Below are 22298 nucleotides of genomic sequence, written 5' to 3' on the forward strand. Positions count from 1 at the left end.
TTGTGGGAAGCGGTCGGATGTGCAAGGCGGCGGTTACACCGGTGGCCAGGGGATCGCCGGCCACTCGCCGCTCGGTTCCGGGTGCGTTCCTGCGGTCAGCAGCGCCTCGACGCGCGCGTGTGTGGCTTCGAGTTCCGCAGGGGTGATGAGGGGGGTCAGTCGGGCTGCCAGCGCGCCACCCTCCTCCAGTGCCGCCTTCAGGCCCTTGAGGACCTCCACGGCCTCCCCGGTCAGGGGCTCCCCCGCCCAGCCCCACAGGAGCGTGCGGAGCTTGTTCTCGGCGTTGAAGGTGACGCCGTGGTCGATGCCGTAGAGGTGGCCGTCCGGGGTGGGGAGCAGGTGGCCGCCCTTGCGGTCGGCGTTGTTGATCACGGCGTCGAGGACGGCGAGGCGGCGCAGGCGGTCGTCGTCGGTGTGGACGAGGAGGGCGGTTCTGCCCTCGCCGACCTCCGCGAAGCCGATCGCCTTCCAGCCCGGCTCGGGCTGCTCGCCGTCCACGAGGGCGAGCAGCTCGGCCTCGGGCGTCGCCTCGATCCACAGCTGGCACATGCCCTCGCCGTACGGCCCGTCACGCAGCACGGTCGGCGGGACGAGCCCCCAGCCGGTCGCCTCGGAGACCTCGTACGCGGCGACCTCCCGCTGGGCGAGCGTCCCGTCGGGGAAGTCCCACAGCGGCCGCTCCCCGGCGACCGGCTTGTAGACGCAGGTCGCCTCCCGGCCCTCGTGGCTCACCGTGCAGTACAGCGCCGCGTTGGAGGCGTCACGGATGCGTCCGCGCACGGTCAGCTCGCCTCGCGCGAGCAGCTCGGCGGGCTTCTCCTCGGCCGTCACGCTCCGCGGCGGTATCCGTTCTGGCGCGGACATACGTGTCCCTCCGGGTCGAGCGGCAGACTGCACAGCGGGCAGGGCGGACGGCCGGCGTTGACGACGTCGAGGGCACGCTTGGCGAAGGCCCGGGCCTGGGCACCGGTGAGCCGGACCCGCAGCATCGGGGGCCCGTTCTCCTCGTCCTGAAGGAGCCGCTCCTCGGCCTCGGCGAGGTCCTCCTCGGTGTCGGCGTCGAGTTCGACAAGGGCCTGTGCCTCGACGATCATGCGCTGCTCCTCGCCGTCCCAGGCGAGGGCCATGGTGCCGACCCGGAACTCCTCCTCGACGGGGGTGTCGAGGGGCTCCGTGTCGGCGACTTCGGTGGGCGCCACGGCGGGCACGGCGGCACTTCCGCCACTACGGCGTACGACCTCGTCCAGCAGCTCGTCCATGCGCTCGGCGAGCGCGGCGACCTGGGTCTTCTCCAGCGCCACGCTGGTCACCCGGGGGCCGGCGATGGCCTGGAGGAAGAAGGTACGGCGCCCGGGCAGTCCGACCGTACCGGCCACGAAGCGCTCCGGTGGGTCGTAGAGGAACACCTGACGGGACACGTCCTGTCTCCATGGGAATCGTGGGTCGACATCGACATCGGGACCGACTGGCCGCGGGGGCCGCGTTCGGGTGCGGCGTGTTGCGACCGCTTCACCCTACTGCGGCGAACGATCACGGTGCGCCCGCACCGCCCCCCACTGGTGCGTCTTCGGACGGGGGCTCCTCGCGCGGCACCAGGGACGCGAAGTCGCCCGTGTCCCCGAGGCGCACGAGAAAGGGCCGCAGTCGGGTGTAACGGATCGCGGTGATGGAACACGGTTCAACGGAAATCCGCTGGAAGAGGTCGAGATGAAGTCCGAGTGCATCCGCCACGAGCGACTTGATGACGTCGCCGTGCGAACACATCAGGTACACGGCGTCGGGGCCGTGATCGCGCTCCACGCGCGCGTTCCACTCGCGTACCGCTTCGGCGGCGCGCGTCTGCATGGCCCGCATGGACTCCCCGCCGGGGAAGGCGGCCGCGGACGGGTGCGCCTGGACGACCTCCATCAGGGGCTCGTCCATGAGCTCGGCGAGCTTGCGTCCGGACCAGTCGCCGTACTGGCACTCCCCGATGCGTTCGTCGGTGTGCGCCCGCAGTCCGGGGCGGGCGTCGAGCAAGGGCTGGATGGTTTCCTGGCACCTCTGCAGGGGACTGGCGACGACCTCGGCGAGCGGCAGCTCGGCGAGCCGCTCGGGCAGCGCGGCGGCCTGCGCCGCCCCGCGCTCGTCGAGGGCGATGCCGGGCGTCCAGCCCGCGAGCACGCCCGAGGTGTTGGCGGTGGAACGTCCGTGCCGGACGAGGATCAGCGTGGGCATGCGGCCCAGCGTAGGCGTAGGCACGCATGCGGCGGTGGACGGGTGAAGGGAGAATGCGCTCTGTGATCGTCGACTGCGCCATCTATCGCGACGGGCATCGCGCGGAGGGGCCCGAGGACTTCTCGGACGCGCTGGCGGAGGCGCGGGCCGGGGGCGGGTTCGTGTGGATAGGGCTGCACGAGCCCAGCGAGGAGGAGTTCGAGCACGTCACCCAGGAGTTCCAACTGCACCCGCTGGCGGTCGAGGACGCCCTGAAAGCCCATCAGCGGCCCAAGCTGGAGGTGTACGACGACTCGCTGTTCCTGGTGCTGAAGCCGGTCGTGTACGAGCCGGAGAGCGACGCCGTCTCCACCGGCGAGGTCATGGTCTTCCTCGGCGACGGCTTCGTGGTGACCGTCCGGCACGGCGAGGGAACGCCGCTCGCGGCCGTACGGCGTCGGCTGGAGCAGGAGCCCGAGCTGCTGGCGAAGGGCCCGACGTCGGTGCTGTACGCGCTCAGTGACGCATCCGTCGACCACTATCTGGAGGTGGCCGACGAGTTGCAGACCGACCTGGAGGAGCTGGAGGCGGAGGTGTTCTCCCCCGACAGCGGCGGCTCACGGCACATCGCGTCCCGGATCTACACCTTCAAGCGGCAGGTCCTGGAGTTCCGCAGGGCGACGGGCCCGCTGGCACTGCCCATGTCCCGGCTCGCGGGCACCGGCTCGTTCGGCGGGTCGGTGCCGTTCGTGGACGACAAGGCGCGGCCCTTCTTCCGGGACGTCAGCGACCACCTCACGCGCGTGAACGAGTCGGTGGAGGGTCTGGACCGGCTGGTGTCGGACATCCTGTCGGCGCATCTGGCGCAGATGAGCGTCCGCCAGAACGACGACATGCGGAAGATCTCCTCGTGGGCGGCCATGGCGGCGATCCCCACGATGATCGCGGGGGTCTACGGCATGAACTTCGAACACATGCCGGAGCTGCGCTGGGTGTGGTCGTACCCGGCGGTGATCGCGCTGATGGCCGCCCTGGAGGTGCTGCTGTACCGGATGTTCAAGCAGCGGGGCTGGCTCTGACGTCAGGCGAACTCGGGAGCGGTGGTGGCGGACGCGCCGAGGGCGTCACGGCGCTCCGGCGCCTTCAGCATGACCATGCGCCGCCAGCCCGCGAACCGCTCCCACGCGTACACGCCGTGGATGCCGGCCGCGAGGGCCGCCGACTTGGCCTTGGGCCAGCCGAGGATGCGGCCCATGTGGTCCATGACGGCGAGGCTGACGTCCCGGTAGACGCGGATCTCGGCGAGCGCGCACTCGCGCAGCGTCCGCTGGATGAACCGGCCGTGTCCGGCGGCCGCGAAGCGCAGCAGTTCCTCGTGGGTGTAGGCGAGGTGGTTGTCCTCGTCGTGGGAGATCATCCTGACGGCCTTGCCGATCACCGGGTGGTCCGCGAAGTGCTTGCGCAGCATCACCATCTGCTCGGAGGCGCGCTGTTCGGTGACCCGGCTGTGGGACAGGTAGATGATGACGTCCTGCACCGTGAGCGGTCGGTCGGCCCTGAGCTTCTCGTGGGCGAGCCCGATGCCGTGCTTCTCCAGGAGCATCGTGTAGTCGGTCTCGTGCGGGACGGGCACGGGGTGCAGACCGCGCTTCTTCAGCAGGGCGTTGAAGAGGCGCCCGTGCTTGTCCTCGTCCGCGCCGTGACGGGTGATCTTGGGGGCGAGCGCGCGTTCGCTCTCCGGGACGAGCGCGGCGATCCGGGCGTTCTCCCAGCCGCCCTGGCTCTCCCCGCTGGCCGCGATGGAGCAGAAGAGCCGGAAGGACTCGTCGTCGTCGAGGATTTCCTGGAACAGACTCTTGGCCGAAAGCATCGTGGGCACCTCTCCGCAGGATCCGCAGCACTCCGCAGAGAACGAGTCAAATGCCGCGCGAGGGACGCTGCAACAGCTGTGTCGGACAACTCGGCCAAAAGGAGGACCACCGGGGTCACGACGGGGCCGTAACCGGGCGCGCCGCGGCGCGTTGTTCCTCGCGACGGCCGTGGCGGGGAAGACCCCCGAGCCCCCACCACGGCCGCTGAAAGCCTCCGGAGTGTTCGCTACGCCAGCCCGGCCCGCTCCAGGGCCTCCGCGCCGGCGCGCAGGGACGTGAGCCGCTCGTCGAGAGTGAAGCCCGCGGGGGCGAGGCTGAGGGTGGTGACCCCGGCGGCGGCGTAGGCCTTCATCCGGTCGGCGATGCGGTCCACGGAACCGAGCAGCGTGGTGCTGTCGATGAGATCCTGCGGAATGGCGGCCGCGGCACCCTGCTTGTCGCCGGAGAGGTACTTCTCCTGGATCTCGGCGGCCTCCCGCTCGTACCCCATGCGCCGGGCGAGCTGGTTGTAGAAGTTCTGCTTGCTGCTGCCCATGCCGCCGACGTACAGCGCGGTGTAGGGGCGGAAGGTGTCGGCGAGCCGGGTGACGTCCTTGTCGTCGCCGACGGCGAGGGGCAGCGTCGGGCAGACGTCGAACCCGTCGAGGGTCTTGCCGGCCTTCTCACGGCCGGCCCGCAGGTACTTGATCGCGGTGTCCTCGAGGTGGTCGGCCGAGGGGAAGATGAGCAGCGCGCCGTCGGCGATCTCGCCGGTCTGCTCCAGGTTCTTCGGCCCGATGGCGGCGATGTACAGCGGGATGTGCTCGCGCTGCGGATGCACGGTCAGCTTGATGGGCTTGCCGGGGCCGCCGGGCAGCGGCAGCGTCCAGTGCTCGCCCTCGTACGACAGGCGTTCCCGCGTCATCGCCTTGCGCACGATCTCGACGTACTCGCGCGTGCGGGACAGCGGCTTGTCGAACTTGACGCCGTACCAGCCCTCGGAGACCTGCGGTCCGGAGACACCGAGGCCGAGGCGGAAACGGCCGCCGGAGAGCGAGTCCAGGGTCGCGGCGGTCATCGCGGTCATCGCGGGCTGCCGGGCCGGGATCTGGAAGATCGCCGAGCCGACGTCGATCCGTTCGGTCTGCGCGGCGACCCACGTGAGTACGGTGGCCGCGTCGGACCCGTAGGCCTCGGCGGCCCAGCACACGGCGTACCCGAGCCGGTCGGCCTCCTGGGCCACGGCGAGGTTGTCCGCGTCCATTCCAGCGCCCCAGTAGCCGAGGTTGATCCCGAGCTGCATGGCTCATTCCCCTTTTACTGCTCAGTAACGTCCCTTTGCGGAGACCATAGCGCGCCACGTCCGTGGGGTGCCGCCGGCGTCGGGGAATCGGCTGTCCACAGCCAACGCACGTCTCAGCCATGGCCAGTAGTGTCGGCTGACATGGAGCAGAGGCATCTCGGCCGTACCGGCCTGCGTGTGTCCCGCATCGGGCTCGGCACCCTGATGTGGGGCCGTGACACGGACGAGCACGACGCGGCGGACCTCTTGAAGACGTTCTGGGAAGCCGGCGGGACCCTCGTCGACACGGCGGACGCGTACGGCGACGGCGAGGCCGAGTATCTGCTCGGACGCCTCATAGAAGGCCTCGTACCCCGGCGCGACCTGGTCATCTCCACCAAGGCGGGCAGCGTGCCCGATCCGGACCGGCGCTTCGACGGCTCGCGCGGACATCTGCTCGCCGCGCTCGACGCCTCGCTGGCCCGCCTCGGCACGGACTACGTCGACCTGTGGCAGTTGCACGTCTACGACCCCGAGACCCCGTTGGAGGAGAGCCTCGAGGCCCTCGACCTGGCGGTCTCCAGCGGCCGCGCGCGTTACGCGGGCGTCTCCAACTTCTCCGGCTGGCAGCTCGCCAAGGCGGCGACCTGGCAGCTGGCGGCGCCGGGGGTACGGACCCGGCTGGCGGGGACGCAGATGGAGTACTCGCTGCTGCAGCGCGGGGTGGAGCGCGAGGTGCTGCCCGCCGCGCTTGACCTGGGCATGGGGCTGCTGCCCTCCTCGCCGCTGGGCCGCGGGGTCCTCACCGGCAAGTACCGCAACGCGACGCCGGCCGACTCCCGCGGTGCCTCCGAGCACTTCGCGCCGTTCGTCGCGCCGTACCTCGACGACACCGCGAGCCGGATCGTGGACGCGGTCACGACCGCCGCCGACGGGCTCGCGGTGACGCCGCTGCAGGTGGCCCTCGCGTGGGTCCGCGACCGGCCCGGGGTGGCCGCGCCCGTCGTCGGCGCGCGCAACACCCAGCAGCTCACGGCGGCGTTGTCAGTGGAGGCCCTTAGTCTTCCTGACGAGATCTGCCGGGCGCTCGACGACGTGTCGGCGCCCGTGCACCGCTATCCCGATCACGACTGGAGCACGCTGTGAGCACGGAGCCGGAGACCACGGAGAACACCGAGCCGGGGGCCCCGGACACGGACGGCTCCGCCGCCGAGGAGCCTACGGCGACCGGCGGGGGGCCAGGCCCGGAGGCCGGGGGGACGGCCGATGCCGGGGACGCGGCGCAGGGCGCCGACGAGGTAGCGGGCCCGGGCCCGGAGGCCGCGGGCACGGCCGATGCCGGGGACTCGGTGGGCGACGCCGAGGAGGGCGTAGGCGCGGGGGCCGAAGGGGAGGCCGCTGAGTCTGTGGAAGCCGAGGGCGAGGCCACCGCGAGCGAGTCCGTCGACGGCGGTGACGCAGCGGCCGGTGCGCGGACGGCGGAGGCCGGGGCTGCCGACGGCGGCGACGCAGCGGCCCGGGCGCACACGGCGGAGGCCGAGGTGGGCGACGGCGATGGCGACACGGACCTGGCGCAAGCTGCCGAGTCGGGCAACGGCAATGGCGAGACAGCAGGGGCGCGGGCGGCCGAGGCAAGCGACGGTGATGACGACACGGCCCGGGCGCAGGCCGCCGAGGCGAGCGACGGTGATGACGAGACAGCAGGGGCGCAGGCGGGCGACGGTGAGGCGGGTGGGGCGGGGCAGTCCGAGGCTGAGGCTGAGCTTACGGCGCAGCGGGTGGAGCGGGAGCGGATCGAGCGGCGGAAGGCGGAGCGGAAGGGGCCCATCGAGGCCGGCACCAAGCTGAGCGGCAAGGCCGCCGACCTGCTCGCGGCGGTTCGGGCCGTGGAGAGCGGTGAGAAGCCCGAGGCCACCGTCTTCGCCGAGCCGGCGCCCGCTCCGCGCCGCCCCGCCCCCGAGTCCGTACGGCGCCCGCAGCCCCTGCCCGCCCCAGCTGCCGGAGTGCCTGCCGCTCCCGCCCCGGAGACGGTCGGGGCCGTCCGGAGCGTGCTGGTCGGCGGCGGTGCGCCCGAGGCGCTGGCCCCGCAGGTCGCCGCGGTGCTCGGCGAGGGCGCGGAGGAAATGCTGCGCGCGGACCCCTGGCAGTTGCTGCGGGTCGGCGGGGTGCGGCCCGAGCAGGCCGACGGGTTCGCGCGGGCGCTGCTCGGCGCGGAGTGCGGCCCGGACGACGAACGGCGCGGCCGCGCGGTCACGGTCTGGCTCCTGGAACAGGCGGCGCTGGCCGGGCACACCGCCCTGGAGATGCCGGCGCTCGCCGCGGCACTGACCCGGCGGGGCGTTCCCGATCCGGACGCGGCCGTGCAGAGCACGATCGCCGAGGGGGAGGCGCTGGTCTTCCAGGACGCCCTGGAGGAGTCGGGGGCGCCCACACCGGCGCCGGACCCGCAGCAGGAGGGCGCGGAGGAGGACGAGGGGGACGAGGAGAGTGCCCGCCCGGTGCGTGTCCTCGTCGGTCTGGAGCGGTACGCGCTCGCCGAGGAGAGCCTCGCCGACGGTCTGGCCCGCGTGGTCAACTCCCTGACCAAGGAGGCCTCGACGCCGTGGGAGTCGGCCGTCTCCTCCGCGTCGGGCAGCGCGGCCGAGCTGATCCGTGCCGTCGCCGGACACGGCCTCGTGCTGCACACCGGCGGCGAGGCGGCCCGCGCGGAACCGGCGGCCCTGCTCGCCGCGGCCCGCACCCTGGGCCTGCGCGGCGTCGCGGCCACCCACACCCCCGACGGACAGCGCCGCTTCGCGCAGCTGCTCGGTACCGCCGACGCCTCCTCCCCCGATCCGGACTCCGCCGTCGTCACCGTCTCCGGGCTGCTCTCCGGTGCCGAAGGGCCCGGCCGGGATGCCGACGGGGCGTTGGCTCTGGATCTGCTGGTCGTGTTGGACGCGCCGCAGTGGGACGTCGAGAGCGCGGCGATGGTCGTGGAGTCGTTGCCGGACGGGGCGCGGCTGGTGCTGAGCGGGGACCCGGCTGTGCTGTGGTCGGCAGGTCCGGGGCGGGTCTTCGCCGACCTGCTGGCCGCGCGGGTGTGCCCGCAGGTCGCCTCGCGCACCCCCGACCCGGGGCCGCTCGGCGAGCTCGTCTCGGGTGTCGGCGCGGGCGAGCTGAACCAGGTCGACGCCCCGGGCAAGGAGATCGTGATCGTGCCGGTGCGGGACCCGGGCGAGGCCGTGCACCGCACCGTGCAGCTCGTCGCGGACTCGGTGCCGCGGGCCCTCGGCGTCCCGCCCGAGCAGACGGTGGTGATCACCCCGGCCCACGGCGGCGCGGCCGGCACGCGCGCTCTGAACACCGCCCTCAAGGAACGGCTCAACCCTGGCCCCGGCCGCTTCGGCGGCTTCGACCCCGGCGACCGGATCGCCCACTCCCCCGCATCGGGACGTACGCTCCCCGGCCACGTGGTGAAGGCCGACGCCGACGGGCTGCACCTGTCGTGCGGGGGCGCCGCCGTCGTCGTACCGAGGGAGCGGGTGGAGCAGTCCGTGCGGCACGGGTGGGCGCTGACCGCGCACCAGGCGGTGGGCAACCGGTGGCCCGCGGCGGTCGTGGTGCTCCCCGGTGACGCGGCGCAGACGCTCAGCCGCCCCTGGGTGTACACGGCGTTCGGCCGGGCGGAGCGCCATCTGTCCGTCGTCCACGGCGTGGAACAGGCCCTGCCGAGGGCCGTCGCCGAGATCACGGCGAAACCCCGCACGACCCGCCTGCCCGTACTGCTCAGGACGCAGGTGCCGACGGCCGGCTGAGCGCGCGCACGACGACGACGGCGGCACGGAGAGCCCAGCTCCCGTCCCGCCGCCGTCGTCGTCGTCACGACATTCCCGGTTCCGGCCGACGCCGGCGGCCCGTGCTAGCGGTCCGCCGCGTCCAGTGGTTCCAGGTCCTCGTCCTCGTCTTCCAGCTCCGTGTCGAGCTCCGCTTCCAGGTCGTCCTCGAGGTCGTCGGCATCGTCGTCGAGCTCGTCGTCGAAGACCGCGCTGACGTCGAAGCGGCAGACCACCTGCTGCGGGTCGACCTGGTCGAACGGCGCCTCCAGCCACTCTCCGGGGTCGGTCGATTCGTCCCCGGCCGTCACCCAGAGCGTGGAGTCGCCCTCCTCCAGGCCGAACTCCTTGTGCCGGGAGGCGATCTCGTCCGGTTCGAACTCGCCGAACAGGATGCCCAGCGCACCGTGCACCGTGCCGGAGACCTCCGCCCCCCTGCCCTCGTCGTCCGCCGCCTCGATCCGCTGCGCCTGCGCCTGCAGCCGCTGCGGCTCCACCACGGAGTAGTCGCGGCGGATCAGCACGCTCAGCGCGTTCGGTTCCTCGGGGCCCGCGTACGGCGGCAGTGAATCCTCCGCACCGGGGATCTCGAAGGGGGTGACCTCGTCGTAGCGGTCGTAGAGCAGTTCGTCGTACACCTCTGCGGCCGCGGCCAGCTGGTTGAACGCCTCGTAGACGGCCGGGTCGTCCTCCCCCGACCTGCGTTCGACCGCGGCCAGGTGGCGGTCGAGCGCGGTCTTGACCGCCTCGGCGGCGGCTCGTACCTCGGCAGCGGTGGGCTGCGCAGCATCAGACATAGTGCAGACGCTATCCGTACCAAGCCCCAGCCCGCACAATAGATGCGATGCCGGAATACGAATTTGTCGACGTGTACGTACCGCGCGGGGTCTCCCGCAAGGACACGGCACGTCTGCTGACGGACCACGCAGAGTACGGAAACTGGGAGTTGTACCGTCTGAGCCTGCTGCGCGACGGAAGCCGCAGGGTGCGGTTGCGCCGGAGGATCATCCGCCAGGTGCGCGCCACGTGGTGAGGTGAGATCGGCGGAAACGGAGCGGGCCCCGCGTCGTCGGGGCCCGCTCCGTTGTGCGCGTCAACGGTGTGCGCCTGCTGGTGTGCGCACCCGACGCCGTTACGCCGAGGCCCGGGCCTTGCGGTAGAGGACCGCGCCCGCGAGAAGCGCTCCCGCGCCCGCCGGCAGGGCGATGCCGAGCGGCAGTTCGCTGCCGGTCTCCGCGAGCTGCGCGGCGCCGTGGGGCTGGGTGACGGTCTGGGCACCCGGCTGGTTGGCGTGCGAGGAGCCACCGGGGCCCTCACCGCCCGCGGCGGGCGGCGTGCCGGGCTCCCCCGGGTTGCCGGGCTGACCCGGCTGACCCGGCTGACCCGGCTGACCCGGCTGACCCGGCTGACCCGGCTGGCCCGGCTGGCCGGGCTTCCCGGGCGGGGTGGTCTCGTGACCGCCGCCCGGCGGGTTGGTGTGCCCGCCGCCGTTGGCACAGTCGTCGCCCACGGCTGTGTTGCCGACCCCGATGGCGTTGACGCTGTTGCCACAGACGTTCACCGGCACGTCGACCGGCGCTTCGACGTGATTGCCCGAGCCGACACCGGGCGAACCCCCGGTGTGCCCGCCCGCGTGCGAGCCGCCGGAGCCACCGTGACCACCCGAGCCCCCGTGACCGCCCGAGTCGCCGTACCCGCCCGACGCGCCGCCGGTGTTGGCGCACGCGTTGCCCGTAGCGGGGTTGCCGACCCCGATGACGTTGACGCTGTTGCCGCAGGCGTTCACCGGCACGTGTACCGGCGCCTGGACGTGGTTGCCCGAGGCGACGCCGGGCGAGCCCCCGCTGTGCCCGCTCGCGTGCGAGCCGCTGTGGCCACCGTGGCCACCGGAGTCCCCGTACCCGCCCGACGCGCCGCCGCCCCCACCGGTGTTGGCGCACTTGTTGCCCGCCGCGGGGTTGAGGAGCCCGACCACGTCGACGGTGTTGCCGCAGACGTTGACCGGCACGTGCACCGGCGCCTGCACCGTGTTGCCGGACGCCACGCCGGGCGAGTTGGACGCGGAGCCGCTCGCACCCGAGGCGGCGTGGGCGTAGCCGCCGCCGGCGGCGGCGAGGACGCCGGTCGCGGCCGCCACCGTCATGAGGCCTTTGCGGGTGACCTGTCGCATTACTGAATACCTGCCTTCGACCATGTCTCGAAACACTTGCCGCGAATTCTTCGCCGCGAATTCCAGCCCGGGAATGCGCCCGGGAATGTTCGCGAAAAGACCGGTCGGCCCCGGAGCGCATGGCGCGCGCTCCAGGGCCGACCGAGTGGACGCCCCCCTTAAAGGGTCGACGTCACTTGTTGATGCAGACGTTGCCGAAGGCGGGGTTCAGCAGACCGATCACGGAGATCGTGTTGCCGCACACGTTCACCGGCACGTGAACAGGCACCTGAACCACGTTGCCGGAGACGACACCCGGGGAGTGCACAGCGGCACCCTGGGCACCGGAATCGGCGACGGCCAGGCCCGCACCCGCGAGAACCAGACCACCGGTGGCAGCCGCAGCGGCGACGATCTTCTTGATCATTATTCCTCCTTGTTGGCAAAAGTGATCCCACTCGCGGATCACATAAGCAGTAACGAGGAGGGAGTAATGAGGCTACGAGCTTATGGTCGCATTCACCCTTCTCAGTTCGTTCCGCACAAGCGCCCGAATATCGAAGTCTCCTACGCGTCTCAGGACGCGTCGATGAACCGGTCGAGCACCCGCACGCCGAACTTCAGGCCGTCCACCGGCACCCGCTCGTCGACGCCGTGGAACATGCCCGCGAAGTCCAGCTCCGGCGGCAGCTTCAGCGGCGCGAAGCCGAAGCCGCGGATGCCGAGGTCGTCGAAGGACTTGGCGTCCGTACCGCCGGAGAGCATGTAGGGGATCGCCTTCGCGGCCGGGTCCTCGGCGAGCAGCGCGGACTGCATGGCGTCCACGAGCGCCCCGTCGAAGGTGGTTTCGACCGCCTTGTCGGCGTGCACGTCCTCCCGCCGCACCTTCGGCCCGAGGATCCGGTCGAGGTCGGCGAGGAACTCCTCCTCGAACCCGGGCAGGAACCGCCCGTCGACATGCGCGGTGGCCTCGCCGGGAATGACGTTCACCTTGTAACCGGCGCCCAGCTGGGTGGGGTTGGCCGTGTTGCTCAGGGTCGCGCCGATGAGCTTGGCGATGCCGCCGAGCTTGGCGAGCGTCCCCTCCATGTTCTCGGGGTCCAGTTCGGTGCCGAGCGCGTCGCCGAGTTCGTCGAGGAAGGCCCGGGTGGTCTTGGTGACCCGCACCGGGAAATTGTGCCGCCCGAGCCGCGCCACGGCTTCCGACAGCTCCGTGATGGCGTTGTCACGGTGGATCATCGACCCGTGCCCGGCCGTGCCGGCCACGGTGAGCTTCATCCAGTGCATGCCCTTCTCGGCCGTCTGGATCAGGTAGAGCCGGCGCTGCTCGCTCACGGTGAACGAGAACCCGCCGACCTCACTGATCGCCTCGGTGACGCCCTCGAAGAGGTCCGGGTGGTTGTCGACGAGGTACTTGGCCCCGAACTTCCCGCCCGCCTCCTCGTCCGCGAGGAAGGCGAGGACGATGTCGCGCGGGGGCCTGCGGCCGCTGCGCAGCCGGTCGCGGACGACCGCCAGGGTCATCGCGTCCATGTCCTTCATGTCGACGGCGCCGCGCCCCCACACGCACCCGTCGGCGACCTCGCCCGAGAACGGGTGGTGGGTCCAGTCGGCCGCGTTGGCCGGTACGACGTCCGTGTGGCCGTGGATGAGCAGCGCGGGCCTGGAGGGGTCCTCGCCCTGGATGCGGGCCACCGTGGAGGCGCGGCCCGGGTGCGACTCGAAGATCTGCGGTTCGAGCCCCACCTCGGCGAGCTTCTCGGCGACGTATTCGGCCGCCCTGCGCTCGCCCGGTCCCGAGTGGTCGCCGTAGTTGCTGGTGTCGATCTGGATCAGCTCGCGGCAGAGGTCCACGACCTCGTCCTCGCCGGTGACGGTCCTGGCCGTGTCCGTCTCGCTCACGCTGCTTCCTCCCACTGTCACTGCTGGTAGGTCTCCCTCATCCTCCCTCTCCTCCCGGCCCGGCCCCAAGGCCGGTCCCGGCCCGTCACACGCCGTTCACGCGCGAACCGCGGGGCCGGGGGGTGATCAGGGGCCCTTCGAAAGCCTGGTAATGTTTCCTCTGTCGCCGCGGGGAGAACCCGCACGACAGACACCTTGTCCGGGTGGCGGAATGGCAGACGCGCTAGCTTGAGGTGCTAGTGCCCTTTATCGGGCGTGGGGGTTCAAGTCCCCCCTCGGACACGCGAGATGAGCGAGGGCCGCGACCACTGGTCGCGGCCCTCGCTCATTGTGTGGGCCATCTCTCCTCGGCCCCAAGATCACGCAGGTCAGCGCCTTCCGCCCCCTCACCTCAACGCCCTCCAACGGCCGTCCCGAGTGGCCGACAGAAGGGGGCGACCCTAGCGTCGTACTAAAATTTCCGGCTTGTTACGTGGCTGGACCGGACAACCCCAGGCAGACCTGCGGGCCCGACGGCGCCCCGGAGGCTTCCGGGAACGAGACGCGAGGACCCGATGGCAGCGATACACGAGGGCAGTGCTCTCGGCCTGCTCGACGAAGAGATCCGCGAACGGTTCGGCGACAGGGCACGTTTCTCCGGGGGCCCCGCGGCCTCTCCGCGCACGCTGGTCGACGTCTTCGACGCGTCCGTGCGGTCGTACCCGGACGAGCTCGCCCTGGACGACGGCACGGGCCGTCTCACCTACCGCGGGCTCGCCGTCGAGGTGGAGCGGCTGCGGCGCCGGCTGGCCGCCGCGGGGGTCGGTCTGGGCGACCGGGTGGGTGTGCGCGTCCCGTCCGGGACGAACGACCTGTACGTGGCGATTCTCGCCGTACTGGCCGCCGGTGCCGCCTATGTGCCGGTGGACGCCGAGGACCCGGACGAGCGGGCCGAGCTGGTCTTCGGGGAGGCGGACGTGCGGGCCGTCGTCGGGGGCGGGCACGAGATCGCCGTGCACGGCGTGTCCGACGTGCCCGCCGCGCGGCCCGGCGTCGAGCACGACGCGTGGGTCATCTTCACGTCCGGTTCCACGGGGAAGCCCAAGGGCGTCGCCGTGAGCCATCGCAGCGCGGCCGCCTTCGTGGACGCCGAGGCGGCGCTCTTCCTCACCGAGGATCCGATCGGGCCCGGTGACCGGGTCATGGCGGGGCTGTCGGTCGCGTTCGACGCGTCGTGCGAGGAGATGTGGCTGGCGTGGCGGTACGGGGCCTGTCTGGTGCCGGTGCCGCGCTCGCAGGTCAGGAGCGGTGCCGATCTCGGGCCGTGGCTGGTGGAGCAGGAGATCACCGTCGTATCGACGGTGCCGACGCTGGCCGCGCTGTGGGAGCCGGAGGCCCTCAACGACGTACGGCTGCTGATCTTCGGCGGTGAGGCGTGCCCGCCCGAACTGACGCAGCGGCTGGTGACGGAGGGGCGCGAGGTCTGGAACACGTACGGGCCGACCGAGGCGACCGTCGTGGCCTGTGCGGCGCTGATGACCGGCGAGGAGCCGATCCGGATCGGGCTGCCGCTGGACGGCTGGGAGCTGGCCGTCGTCGACGAGGCCGGCGAGCCGGTGCCGCTGGGCGGCAGTGGGCAGCTGGTGATCGGCGGGGTCGGCCTTGCCCGCTATCTCGACGCCGAGAAGGACGCGGAGAAGTACGCGCCGCTTCCGTCACTGGGCTGGGAGCGGGCGTACCGCAGCGGTGACCTGGTGCGGGCCGACGCCGAGGGGCTCGTCTTCCTCGGGCGGGCCGACGAGCAGATCAAGCTCGGCGGGCGACGCATCGAGCTGGGCGAGGTGGACGCGGCCCTGCAGGCGCTCCCCGGCGTCGCGGGCGCGGCCGCCGCGGTGCGCACCGCCCGCAGCGGCAACCAGCTCCTCGTCGGCTACGTCGTCACCCAGGACGGTTGGGACCACGCCGCCGCCGTGGAGAAGCTGCGCGCCGAACTGCCCGCCGCCCTGGTCCCGCTGCTCGCGCCGGTGGACGACCTGCCGACCCGGACCAGCGGCAAGGTCGACCGCAACGCGCTGCCCTGGCCGCTGGAGGGCCTGGAGACCGGCGGCCCGGCCGAGGAGCTCTACGGCACCGAGGCGTGGCTGGCCGAGCAGTGGACGGAAGTCCTCGGCATCCCCGTCACCAGCGCCCAGGACGACTTCTTCGCCATCGGCGGCAGCAGCCTGGCCGCCGCCCAGCTCACCACCCGGCTGCGCACCCGCTACCCGAGCGCCGCCGTCCTCGACATCTACCAGAAGCCGACCCTGCGCAAGCTGGCCCGTCGGCTGGAGGAGTCCGCGCAGGACGACGGCGCCGCGCGCGTGGTCGTCCCGGTTCCGCGGCGGGCCCAGGCGATCCAGCTCCTTCTGCTCCTCCCGTTGTTCACGCTGCTCGGGCTGCGCTGGACGGTGGCGCTGGCCGCGCTGGGGAACCTCCTGCCGGCCTACTCCTGGCTGCCGACGGCTCCTTGGTGGCTGCTCCTGGCCGGAGCCGCGCTGTTCTTCAGCCCGCTCGGGCGGCTCGCGCTCGCTGCGGGCGGCGCGCGGCTGCTGCTGAAGGGAGTGCGGCCGGGCACGTACGCCCGGGGCGGTGGCGTCCATCTGCGGCTGTGGACCGCCGAGCGGCTCGCCGAGTTCACCGGGGCGACCTCGCTGACGGGGTCCTGGCTGGAGCGGTACGCGCGGGCGCTGGGCGCCAAGGTCGGGCCGGACGTGGACCTGCACTCGCTGCCGCCGGTGACCGGGATGCTGAAGCTGGGCCGGGGCGCGGCCGTCGAGTCCGAGGTGGACCTCTCCGGGTACTGGCTGGACGGCGACCGGCTGGAGGTCGGGCCGGTCAAGGTGGGCGCGCACGCCGTCGTCGGCACGCGCAGCGCGCTCTTCCCCAGCGCCCGCGTCGGCAAGCGCGCCGAGGTGGCGCCGGGTTCCGCGGTCACCGGGCAGATCCCCACCGGGCAGCGCTGGGCGGGCGCGCCCGCGGTCAAGCTCGGCAAGGCCAAGCGCAACTGGCCGAAGGAACGGCCGGCGCGGGGCAGGTACTGGGGGGCGATGTACGGCATGACCGGCTTCGCGCTGACCCTGCTGCCGGTGGTGGCGGGCGCGGTGGCGCTCGCGGTGGCTCACGTGTTCGTGACGCCGGAGGCACCTGTGAAGGGTGCCGCGCTCGCGCTGGTGCCGGCGACGCTCGCCTTCGGGCTGACGTACGCGGTGCTGCTCCTGGTCGCCGTACGGCTGCTGAGCCTGGGGCTGCGTGAGGGGACGTATCCCACGCACAGCAGGGCGGGTTGGCAGGCGTGGACGGTCACGCAGCTGATGGACCGCTCGCGGGAGACGCTGTTCCCGCTGTACGCGGGTCTGGTCACGCCGGTGTGGCTGCGGCTGCTCGGGATGCGGATCGGGAAGGGCGCGGAGGTGTCGACCGTGCTCGCGCTGCCGAGCCTGACCACGGTGGGTGAGGGCGCGTTCCTGGCCGACGACACGTTGACGGCGCCGTACGAGCTCGGTGGTGGCTGGGTGCGGATCGGGCGGGCGGAGATCGGGCGGCGGGCGTTCCTCGGCAACTCGGGGATGACCGCGCCGGGGCGGTCCGTGCCGGACGGTGGTCTGGTCGGGGTGTTGTCGGCGACGCCGAAGAAGGCGAAGAAGGGCAGCTCGTATCTGGGGCTGCCGCCGGTCAGGCTGCCGCGGAACGCGGCCGACGGCGACGGGAGCCGGACGTACGATCCGCCGGCGCGGCTGCTGTGGGCGCGTGGTCTGGTGGAGCTGTGCCGGCTGGTGCCGGTGTTCTGCTCGGCGGCGCTGGCAGTGCTGACCGTGGCGGCGCTGTGCGTGCTGGGTGTCTGGGCGCCGCTGCTGTCGGGGCTCGTGCTGCTCACGGTGGGTGGCGTGGCCGCGCTGGTGTCGATCGTCGCGAAGTGGCTGCTCGTGGGGCGGCACCGCGCCGGTGAGCATCCGCTGTGGAGCTCCTTCGTGTGGCGCAACGAGCTGGCGGACACCTTCGTCGAGGTCGTCGCGGTGCCGTGGCTGGCCGGTGCGGTCCCGGGGACGCCGGTGATGACGGCGTGGCTGCGCGGGCTCGGTGCGCGGATCGGGCGGGGTGTCTGGGTGGAGAGCTACTGGCTGCCGGAGACGGACCTGGTGACGCTTCAGGACGCGGCGACGGTGAACCGGGGCTGTGTGCTCCAGACCCACCTCTTCCACGACCGGATCTTGCGGACGGATACTGTGGTCCTCCGTGAGGGCGCGACGCTGGGTCCTGGCGGCATCGTGCTGCCCGGCAGCACGGTGGGGGCCCGGACGACGCTGGGTCCCGCGTCGCTCGTCATGGCCGCGGAGTCCGTTCCGGACGACACCCGCTGGCTCGGCAATCCGATCGAGGCATGGCGTCCGTGAGCGCGGGCCGCTCGGAGTCGGCGGGCGGTGGACCGGCACCGAGTGGCAGCACAGCGCAGGGAGCAGACTCAGCAGTGGCAGTTCAGCAAGCAGGGGGCCCGGATCCGTACTTCCCGGCCAACGGCGATCCCCGCTACCGGGTGCACCGCTACGAACTCACGCTGGACTACCGGCCCGCCCCGAACAGGCTGTCGGGCGCGGCGCGGATCAACGCCATAGCGGGGCGGTCGCCGCTCACCGAGTTCCAGCTCAACCTGGCCGACTTCAAGATCGGCCGGGTCCGCGTCGACGGTAAGCAGGCGCACTACACCCACCGGGGCGGCAGGCTGCGTGTGCGGCCCGCCAAGCCGGTCCGGGCGGGGGCGGCCTTCACCGTCGAGGTGCACTGGTCGGGCAACCCCGGGCCGGTCAACAGCCCCTGGGGCGGGATCGGCTGGGAGGAGCTGGGCGACGGGGCGCTGGTGGCGAGCCAGCCGGTCGGGGCGCCGTCGTGGTACCCGTGCAACGACCGGCCCGCCGACAAGGCGTCCTACCAGATCTCGATCACGACGCCGTCGGCGTACGCGGTCGTGGCCGGTGGGCGCCTGCTGACCCGGACGACGAAGGCGTCGACGACGACCTGGGTGTACGAGCAGTCCGCGCCGACGTCCAGCTATCTGGTCGGGCTCTCGATCGGCAAGTACCAGACGGTGCTGCTGGGCGACCCGGGGCTGGGCGGTGTGCCGCAGCACGGGCACATTCCGGCGCACCTGTTGCCGGAGTTCTCGCGGGACTTCGCGCGCCAGCCCGGGATGATGCATCTCTTCCAGCAGCTCTTCGGACCGTACCCGTTCGACGAGTACGCGGTCGTGGTGACCGAGGAGGAGCTCGATGTGCCCGTCGAGGCACAGGGGTTGTCCTTGTTCGGCGCCAATCACGTGGACGGGGCGCGGGGTTCGGAGCGGCTGGTGGCGCACGAGCTGGCGCACCAGTGGTTCGGCAACAGTGTGTCCATCGCGGACTGGCGGCACATCTGGCTGAACGAGGGGTTCGCCAAGTACGCGGAGTGGCTGTGGTCGGAGCGCTCGGGCGGCCGCAGCGCACAGCAACTCGCCGCCGCCGCACACCGGTTGCTCTCGTCGCTGCCGCAGGATCTCCAACTGGCCGATCCGGGGCGGAAGTCGATGTTCGACGACCGGCTCTACGAGCGGGGCGGGCTGACCGTGCACGCGGTGCGGTGTGCGATGGGTGACGACGCCTTCTTCCGTATGCTGCGCGGCTGGGTCGGCCTGCACCGGGGCGGCTCCGTCACCACGGCGACGTTCACGGCGCACGTGGCCCGTTTCGCGCCCGAGCCGCCGGACGGCCTGTTCGAGGCGTGGGTGTACGGGACGGCGCTGCCGCCGCTGCCCACGCCGTAGGCAGCGGCGGGTTCGGGCTTCAGGAGTTGGGCACCTGCAGCCGGTCCCAGCTGGTCTTGCCCGGGATGCCGTCGGCGTCCTTGCCCTTGAAGCCCTGCCGCTGCTGCCAGACGGCGTAGGAGCGGCGGTCGGCCTCGGTCCACTCGGGGCTCGGGCCCTCCTCGTAGCGGCCACAGCCCTCGGCGACCAGGCGGCGGCCCATGGCGGTGATGATCGGTGACTTCTGCCCGATGTGGAAGAAGCCGCTGCCGGGGAACGGCTCGTACTTCGGCTGGGGCCCCGGGTCCGGCTTCGGGTCGGGCTTGGGGGCCTTTCCGCCGAGCCGTTCGGCTCTGCGCCCCCGCATGCCGTCCATGGTGAAGCCGCGGGGGTCCTGCTTGCCCGGCTGCCACTCCTTGTGGCCGATGACGGAGCGCGCGCTCCAGCCGTGGTGGCGGCAGATCGCGGCGGACACCTTCTCGATGGCCTCCTTCTGCGCCTCGGGCCAGGGGTCCTTGCCGTCGCCGAGGTTGACGCACTCGAAGCCGTAGAAGTGCCGGTTGCCGTCGGCGTCGGCCTCGTTGTCTCCCGGCAGCCTCGACTCGTTGATCACGGCGCGCAGGACGTCGCTGTCGCCGAGCCCGGCGTGGTTGGCGCGGCCGTTGCCGACGAGGTGGACGTGGCCCTTCTTGTCGATCACGCCGTGGCAGAGGGGCCCCGGCAGGCCGGAGTAGCCGTTGTAGCAGATGTTCACGGAGTTCTCGGTGCCCGAGGTGACGGTGTGGTGGATCATCGTTGAGGCTCTGCTGTTCAGGAAGTCGTGGGGCGGGTGCGGCTCACGTCACGGAGCGCTGTGCCGGGCGGGCTCACGTCACGAAGAAGATCCCGGCGTCCGTGCCCGCGGGCGTGTACTCCGCGAGCCGGGCCCGCATGCCGTCCTCGCGCTGCGGCCGGTACAGGTCGTGGAAGGCGCCGAGTTCGGCCCCGTCGTCCGCGCCGCGCCGGATCTCCTCGGCACCGCGATCGGCCAACTGCGCGTACCAGGGCGTTCCGTAGCGCTCGTTCGCGAACAACGGCCGCACCCGGGAGGCCTGTTCCAGGCCGGCACACACCAGGAGGTGGTGGAGGAAGAGGTCGTCGTCGGGTGCGCAGGGGGCTGTCGCGACGCGCTGCGGCGCGCGGGCCCGCGCACTCCGCATCAGTTTTCCCCCGTCAGTGCCCGGGCGGACGGCCGTCCGGGACAAGCACGCTCGCTTGTGACTCCTGATGCTCAAGTGCCCGACCCACGTTGGTGGTTGGGCGGTTGACGCAACAAGGCGTGTTCACGCCAGCCCTGAGGGAGGTTCGATGAAGATCGCCCCTTATGACCCGCACACGATGTGCGCGCGTCGGGTCGGGTGCTTCACCGTTCTCGCACAGCTGATGGTGCAGCAGAATGGGGGGCATGTCCCGACGTACCACGCATCCCAGACGCCAGACATCTTCCGGCCCCGCTGACAAGGGCCCCTGCCCTTGCGGTCTTGCGGAGACCTACGAGAAGTGCTGTGGCCGATTCCACCGGGGTGAGGCCGTGGCGCCGACCGCCGAGGCACTCATGCGCTCGCGCTACAGCGCTTTCTCCGAACGGGACGATTCATACCTGCTGCGGACCTGGCATCCGCGAACCCGTCCGGCCCGGGTCGACTTCGACCCCGGGATGCGGTGGACGGGCCTGGAGATCCTCGAGAAGGCGGACGGAACGGCCTTCCACACCACCGGGACGGTGACCTTCCGCGCCTCGTTCCGGGGCGGCACGCTGCACGAACGAAGCCGGTTCGAGCGGGTCGACGGGGCGTGGGTGTACGTCGACGGGGAGTTCCTGGACTAGTGCCCCAGCCCTGTTGGGGCACTAGGACCTGTCCGGGGGTCAGGGCGCGAGGATGTCCAGCTCGCGCAGCGCCCCCACCGCGATCTCCCGGGTCAGCTGTTCCGCGCGCGGCCCGTCGCCGGCCCGGACCGCCTCGGCGACCTGGACGTGCAGGGTGACGGCGGCCGGGTCGGGGTCCTCGAACATGACCTCGTGATGGGTGCGGCCGGCGAGGACCTCGGCGACGACGTCCCCGAGGCGGGCGAACATCTCGTTGCCGGAGGCGGTGAGGATCACCCGGTGGAAGGCCATGTCGTGGACCAGGTACCCGTCGAGCCGGTGGCCGCGCGAGTTGGCCACCATGCCGAGCGCGCACTCGGTGAGCTCGGCACACTGCTCCGGCGTGGCGTGCTTCGCGGCCAGGCCGGCCGCCACCGGCTCGATCGCAGAGCGCAGGACGGTGAGCGAGCGCAACTGGTGCGGGCGGTCGGCGCCCGCCAGCCGCCAGCGGATGACCTGCGGGTCGTAGACGTTCCACTCGGCCTTGGGCCGCACCGTCACGCCGACGCGGCGGCGGGACTCGACCAGGTGCATGGTCTCCAGCACGCGGACCGCCTCGCGCATCACGGAGCGTGACACTTCGAAGCGCTCGGCAAGCTCGTCGGTGCGCAGCACGCTGCCCGGCGGGTAGTCGCCCCCGGTGATCGCGGGGCCGAGGGAGTCCAGTACATGGCCGTGCAGCCCCCGGCCCGGTGTGCTCATGCACACAGCGTACGCGGCGCGTCACGAGCCAAAAAGTCAGACTTATTTGTCACAGCCTCTTGAATTCGTCGTACCTAATGAGTTTCAGTGTGGCGACGTCAGAGGTCGGCGTCGTGATGTCGAGGGAGACACGAGGCTGTGATGCGTACCCCGCACGTCGTCGTGGTGATGGGCGTTGCCGGCACGGGCAAGACCACGATCGGTCCGTTGCTCGCTGCCCGGCTGGGCGTTCCGTACGCCGAGGGCGACGACTTCCACCCGGAGGCCAACATCGTCAAGATGTCGGCCGGCACCCCGCTCGGCGACGACGACAGGTGGCCGTGGCTGGACGCCATCGGCGCCTGGGCGCACGGGCGGGCCGGGTTCGGCGGAGTGGTCAGCTGCTCGGCCCTGAAGCGGTCGTACCGGGACCGGCTCAGGGCGGCCGCCCCCGGCGTCGTGTTCGTGCATCTCGCGGGCGACCGGGAGCTGATCGCGGACCGCATGGCGCACCGGCAGGGCCACTTCATGCCGACGGCGCTGCTGGACTCCCAGTTCGCGGCGCTCCAGCCGCTCGACGCTGACGAGGCCGGTGTCGCGGTGAGCGTCGCCGGCAGCCCGGAGGAGATCACCGACCGGGCCGTGAAGGCGCTCGACGATCTTCCCGACGCCCTGCGGTAACCGCCTTCCCGAGGCCGTGCAGCAACCGCCTTCCCGAGGCCGTGCAGT

19 protein-coding genes, 1 tRNA gene and 1 pseudogene are annotated in these 22298 nt (G+C 72.0%); 9 read left to right on the forward strand and 12 right to left on the reverse strand.

Annotated elements, in window-relative coordinates; translation table 11 throughout:
* Positions 1-33: 33 nt before the first annotated feature.
* From ACFYWX_RS21315 to ACFYWX_RS21325, 3 genes are all read right to left on the reverse strand, one after another.
* Entirely contained in the window at positions 34-864 is an 831-nt protein-coding gene (locus tag ACFYWX_RS21315; protein ID WP_389425617.1) for an SCO1664 family protein, read from the reverse strand.
* Positions 828-1418, reverse strand: coding sequence for a DUF3090 domain-containing protein (locus ACFYWX_RS21320; RefSeq protein ID WP_389425618.1), 591 nt, complete (start codon positions 1416-1418; stop codon positions 828-830). Before ACFYWX_RS21320 ends, ACFYWX_RS21315 begins: the two co-directional genes overlap by 37 nt.
* Before the next feature lie 112 nt (positions 1419-1530).
* On the reverse strand, positions 1531-2217 hold the full coding sequence (locus ACFYWX_RS21325) for a histidine phosphatase family protein (protein ID WP_389425619.1): 687 nt from the start codon (positions 2215-2217) through the stop codon (positions 1531-1533).
* A gap of 62 nt (positions 2218-2279) precedes the next feature.
* Between ACFYWX_RS21325 and corA the strand changes: the two genes are divergently transcribed.
* The gene (gene corA / locus ACFYWX_RS21330) at positions 2280-3275 is read left to right on the forward strand and encodes a magnesium/cobalt transporter CorA (protein WP_389425675.1); all 996 of its coding nucleotides are present in this window, start codon (positions 2280-2282) and stop codon (positions 3273-3275) included.
* 2 nt (positions 3276-3277) lie between these two features.
* Here the strand turns inward: corA and ACFYWX_RS21335 are convergent, their stop codons facing one another.
* The gene (locus ACFYWX_RS21335) at positions 3278-4066 is read right to left on the reverse strand and encodes a ferritin-like domain-containing protein (RefSeq protein WP_389425620.1); all 789 of its coding nucleotides are present in this window, start codon (positions 4064-4066) and stop codon (positions 3278-3280) included.
* A 227-nt stretch (positions 4067-4293) separates the two neighbouring features.
* Positions 4294-5349, reverse strand: a complete 1056-nt coding sequence (locus tag ACFYWX_RS21340; protein WP_389425621.1) for an LLM class F420-dependent oxidoreductase — start codon at positions 5347-5349, stop codon at positions 4294-4296.
* A gap of 141 nt (positions 5350-5490) precedes the next feature.
* Between ACFYWX_RS21340 and ACFYWX_RS21345 the strand changes: the two genes are divergently transcribed.
* Complete coding sequence (locus tag ACFYWX_RS21345) at positions 5491-6474, forward strand: aldo/keto reductase (protein ID WP_389425622.1); 984 nt, start codon at positions 5491-5493, stop codon at positions 6472-6474.
* Positions 6471-9125, forward strand: a complete 2655-nt coding sequence (locus ACFYWX_RS21350) for a helix-hairpin-helix domain-containing protein (RefSeq protein ID WP_389425623.1) — start codon at positions 6471-6473, stop codon at positions 9123-9125. Before ACFYWX_RS21345 ends, ACFYWX_RS21350 begins: the two co-directional genes overlap by 4 nt.
* A gap of 104 nt (positions 9126-9229) precedes the next feature.
* Here the strand turns inward: ACFYWX_RS21350 and ACFYWX_RS21355 are convergent, their stop codons facing one another.
* On the reverse strand, positions 9230-9940 hold the full coding sequence (locus tag ACFYWX_RS21355) for a hypothetical protein (RefSeq protein ID WP_389425624.1): 711 nt from the start codon (positions 9938-9940) through the stop codon (positions 9230-9232).
* Positions 9941-9987: 47 nt separating this feature from the next.
* On the opposite strand from ACFYWX_RS21355, the gene ACFYWX_RS21360 reads away from it, so the two are divergent.
* Positions 9988-10176 carry a DUF5703 family protein gene (locus ACFYWX_RS21360; RefSeq protein ID WP_389425625.1) on the forward strand — a complete coding sequence of 63 codons (189 nt, stop codon included), beginning with the start codon at positions 9988-9990 and terminating at the stop codon, positions 10174-10176.
* Between the two features lie 99 nt (positions 10177-10275).
* On the opposite strand, the gene ACFYWX_RS21365 is transcribed toward ACFYWX_RS21360, so the two are convergent.
* The 3 genes from ACFYWX_RS21365 to ACFYWX_RS21375 all read right to left on the reverse strand — a co-directional run bounded on the left by ACFYWX_RS21365 (position 10276) and on the right by ACFYWX_RS21375 (position 13194).
* The gene (locus tag ACFYWX_RS21365; RefSeq protein ID WP_389425626.1) at positions 10276-11313 is read right to left on the reverse strand and encodes a chaplin; all 1038 of its coding nucleotides are present in this window, start codon (positions 11311-11313) and stop codon (positions 10276-10278) included.
* 172 nt (positions 11314-11485) lie between these two features.
* Positions 11486-11719 (reverse strand): chaplin ChpH, encoded by a 234-nt coding sequence (chpH, locus tag ACFYWX_RS21370; RefSeq protein ID WP_389425627.1) that lies wholly within the window; start codon positions 11717-11719, stop codon positions 11486-11488.
* A 149-nt stretch (positions 11720-11868) separates the two neighbouring features.
* Positions 11869-13194, reverse strand: coding sequence for a M20/M25/M40 family metallo-hydrolase (locus ACFYWX_RS21375; RefSeq protein WP_389425628.1), 1326 nt, complete (start codon positions 13192-13194; stop codon positions 11869-11871).
* A 197-nt stretch (positions 13195-13391) separates the two neighbouring features.
* Here ACFYWX_RS21375 and ACFYWX_RS21380 point away from each other — a divergent pair.
* The 3 genes from ACFYWX_RS21380 to ACFYWX_RS21390 all read left to right on the forward strand — a co-directional run bounded on the left by ACFYWX_RS21380 (position 13392) and on the right by ACFYWX_RS21390 (position 19003).
* A tRNA-Leu gene (locus tag ACFYWX_RS21380) sits at positions 13392-13476 on the forward strand.
* 272 nt (positions 13477-13748) lie between these two features.
* Positions 13749-17603, forward strand: a complete 3855-nt coding sequence (locus ACFYWX_RS21385) for a Pls/PosA family non-ribosomal peptide synthetase (protein ID WP_389425629.1) — start codon at positions 13749-13751, stop codon at positions 17601-17603.
* A 74-nt stretch (positions 17604-17677) separates the two neighbouring features.
* Complete coding sequence (locus tag ACFYWX_RS21390) at positions 17678-19003, forward strand: M1 family metallopeptidase (RefSeq protein WP_389425630.1); 1326 nt, start codon at positions 17678-17680, stop codon at positions 19001-19003.
* Positions 19004-19022: 19 nt separating this feature from the next.
* On the opposite strand, the gene ACFYWX_RS21395 is transcribed toward ACFYWX_RS21390, so the two are convergent.
* Together ACFYWX_RS21395 and ACFYWX_RS21400 are read right to left on the reverse strand one after the other, a co-directional pair.
* Positions 19023-19775 (reverse strand): peptidoglycan-binding protein, encoded by a 753-nt coding sequence (locus ACFYWX_RS21395; protein ID WP_389425631.1) that lies wholly within the window; start codon positions 19773-19775, stop codon positions 19023-19025.
* Between the two features lie 73 nt (positions 19776-19848).
* Positions 19849-20079: pseudogene (locus tag ACFYWX_RS21400) on the reverse strand (hypothetical protein); the annotation flags it as partial.
* Positions 20080-20426: 347 nt separating this feature from the next.
* Here ACFYWX_RS21400 and ACFYWX_RS21405 point away from each other — a divergent pair.
* The gene (locus ACFYWX_RS21405; RefSeq protein WP_389425632.1) at positions 20427-20849 is read left to right on the forward strand and encodes a YchJ family protein; all 423 of its coding nucleotides are present in this window, start codon (positions 20427-20429) and stop codon (positions 20847-20849) included.
* 39 nt (positions 20850-20888) lie between these two features.
* On the opposite strand, the gene ACFYWX_RS21410 is transcribed toward ACFYWX_RS21405, so the two are convergent.
* Positions 20889-21590 (reverse strand): FadR/GntR family transcriptional regulator, encoded by a 702-nt coding sequence (locus tag ACFYWX_RS21410; RefSeq protein ID WP_389425633.1) that lies wholly within the window; start codon positions 21588-21590, stop codon positions 20889-20891.
* Between the two features lie 141 nt (positions 21591-21731).
* Between ACFYWX_RS21410 and ACFYWX_RS21415 the strand changes: the two genes are divergently transcribed.
* Entirely contained in the window at positions 21732-22250 is a 519-nt protein-coding gene (locus ACFYWX_RS21415) for a gluconokinase (RefSeq protein WP_389425634.1), read from the forward strand.
* Positions 22251-22298: the final 48 nt, after the last annotated feature.

It is taken from the genome of Streptomyces sp. NPDC002888 (assembly GCF_042888465.1).
Taxonomy (GTDB): domain Bacteria; phylum Actinomycetota; class Actinomycetes; order Streptomycetales; family Streptomycetaceae; genus Streptomyces.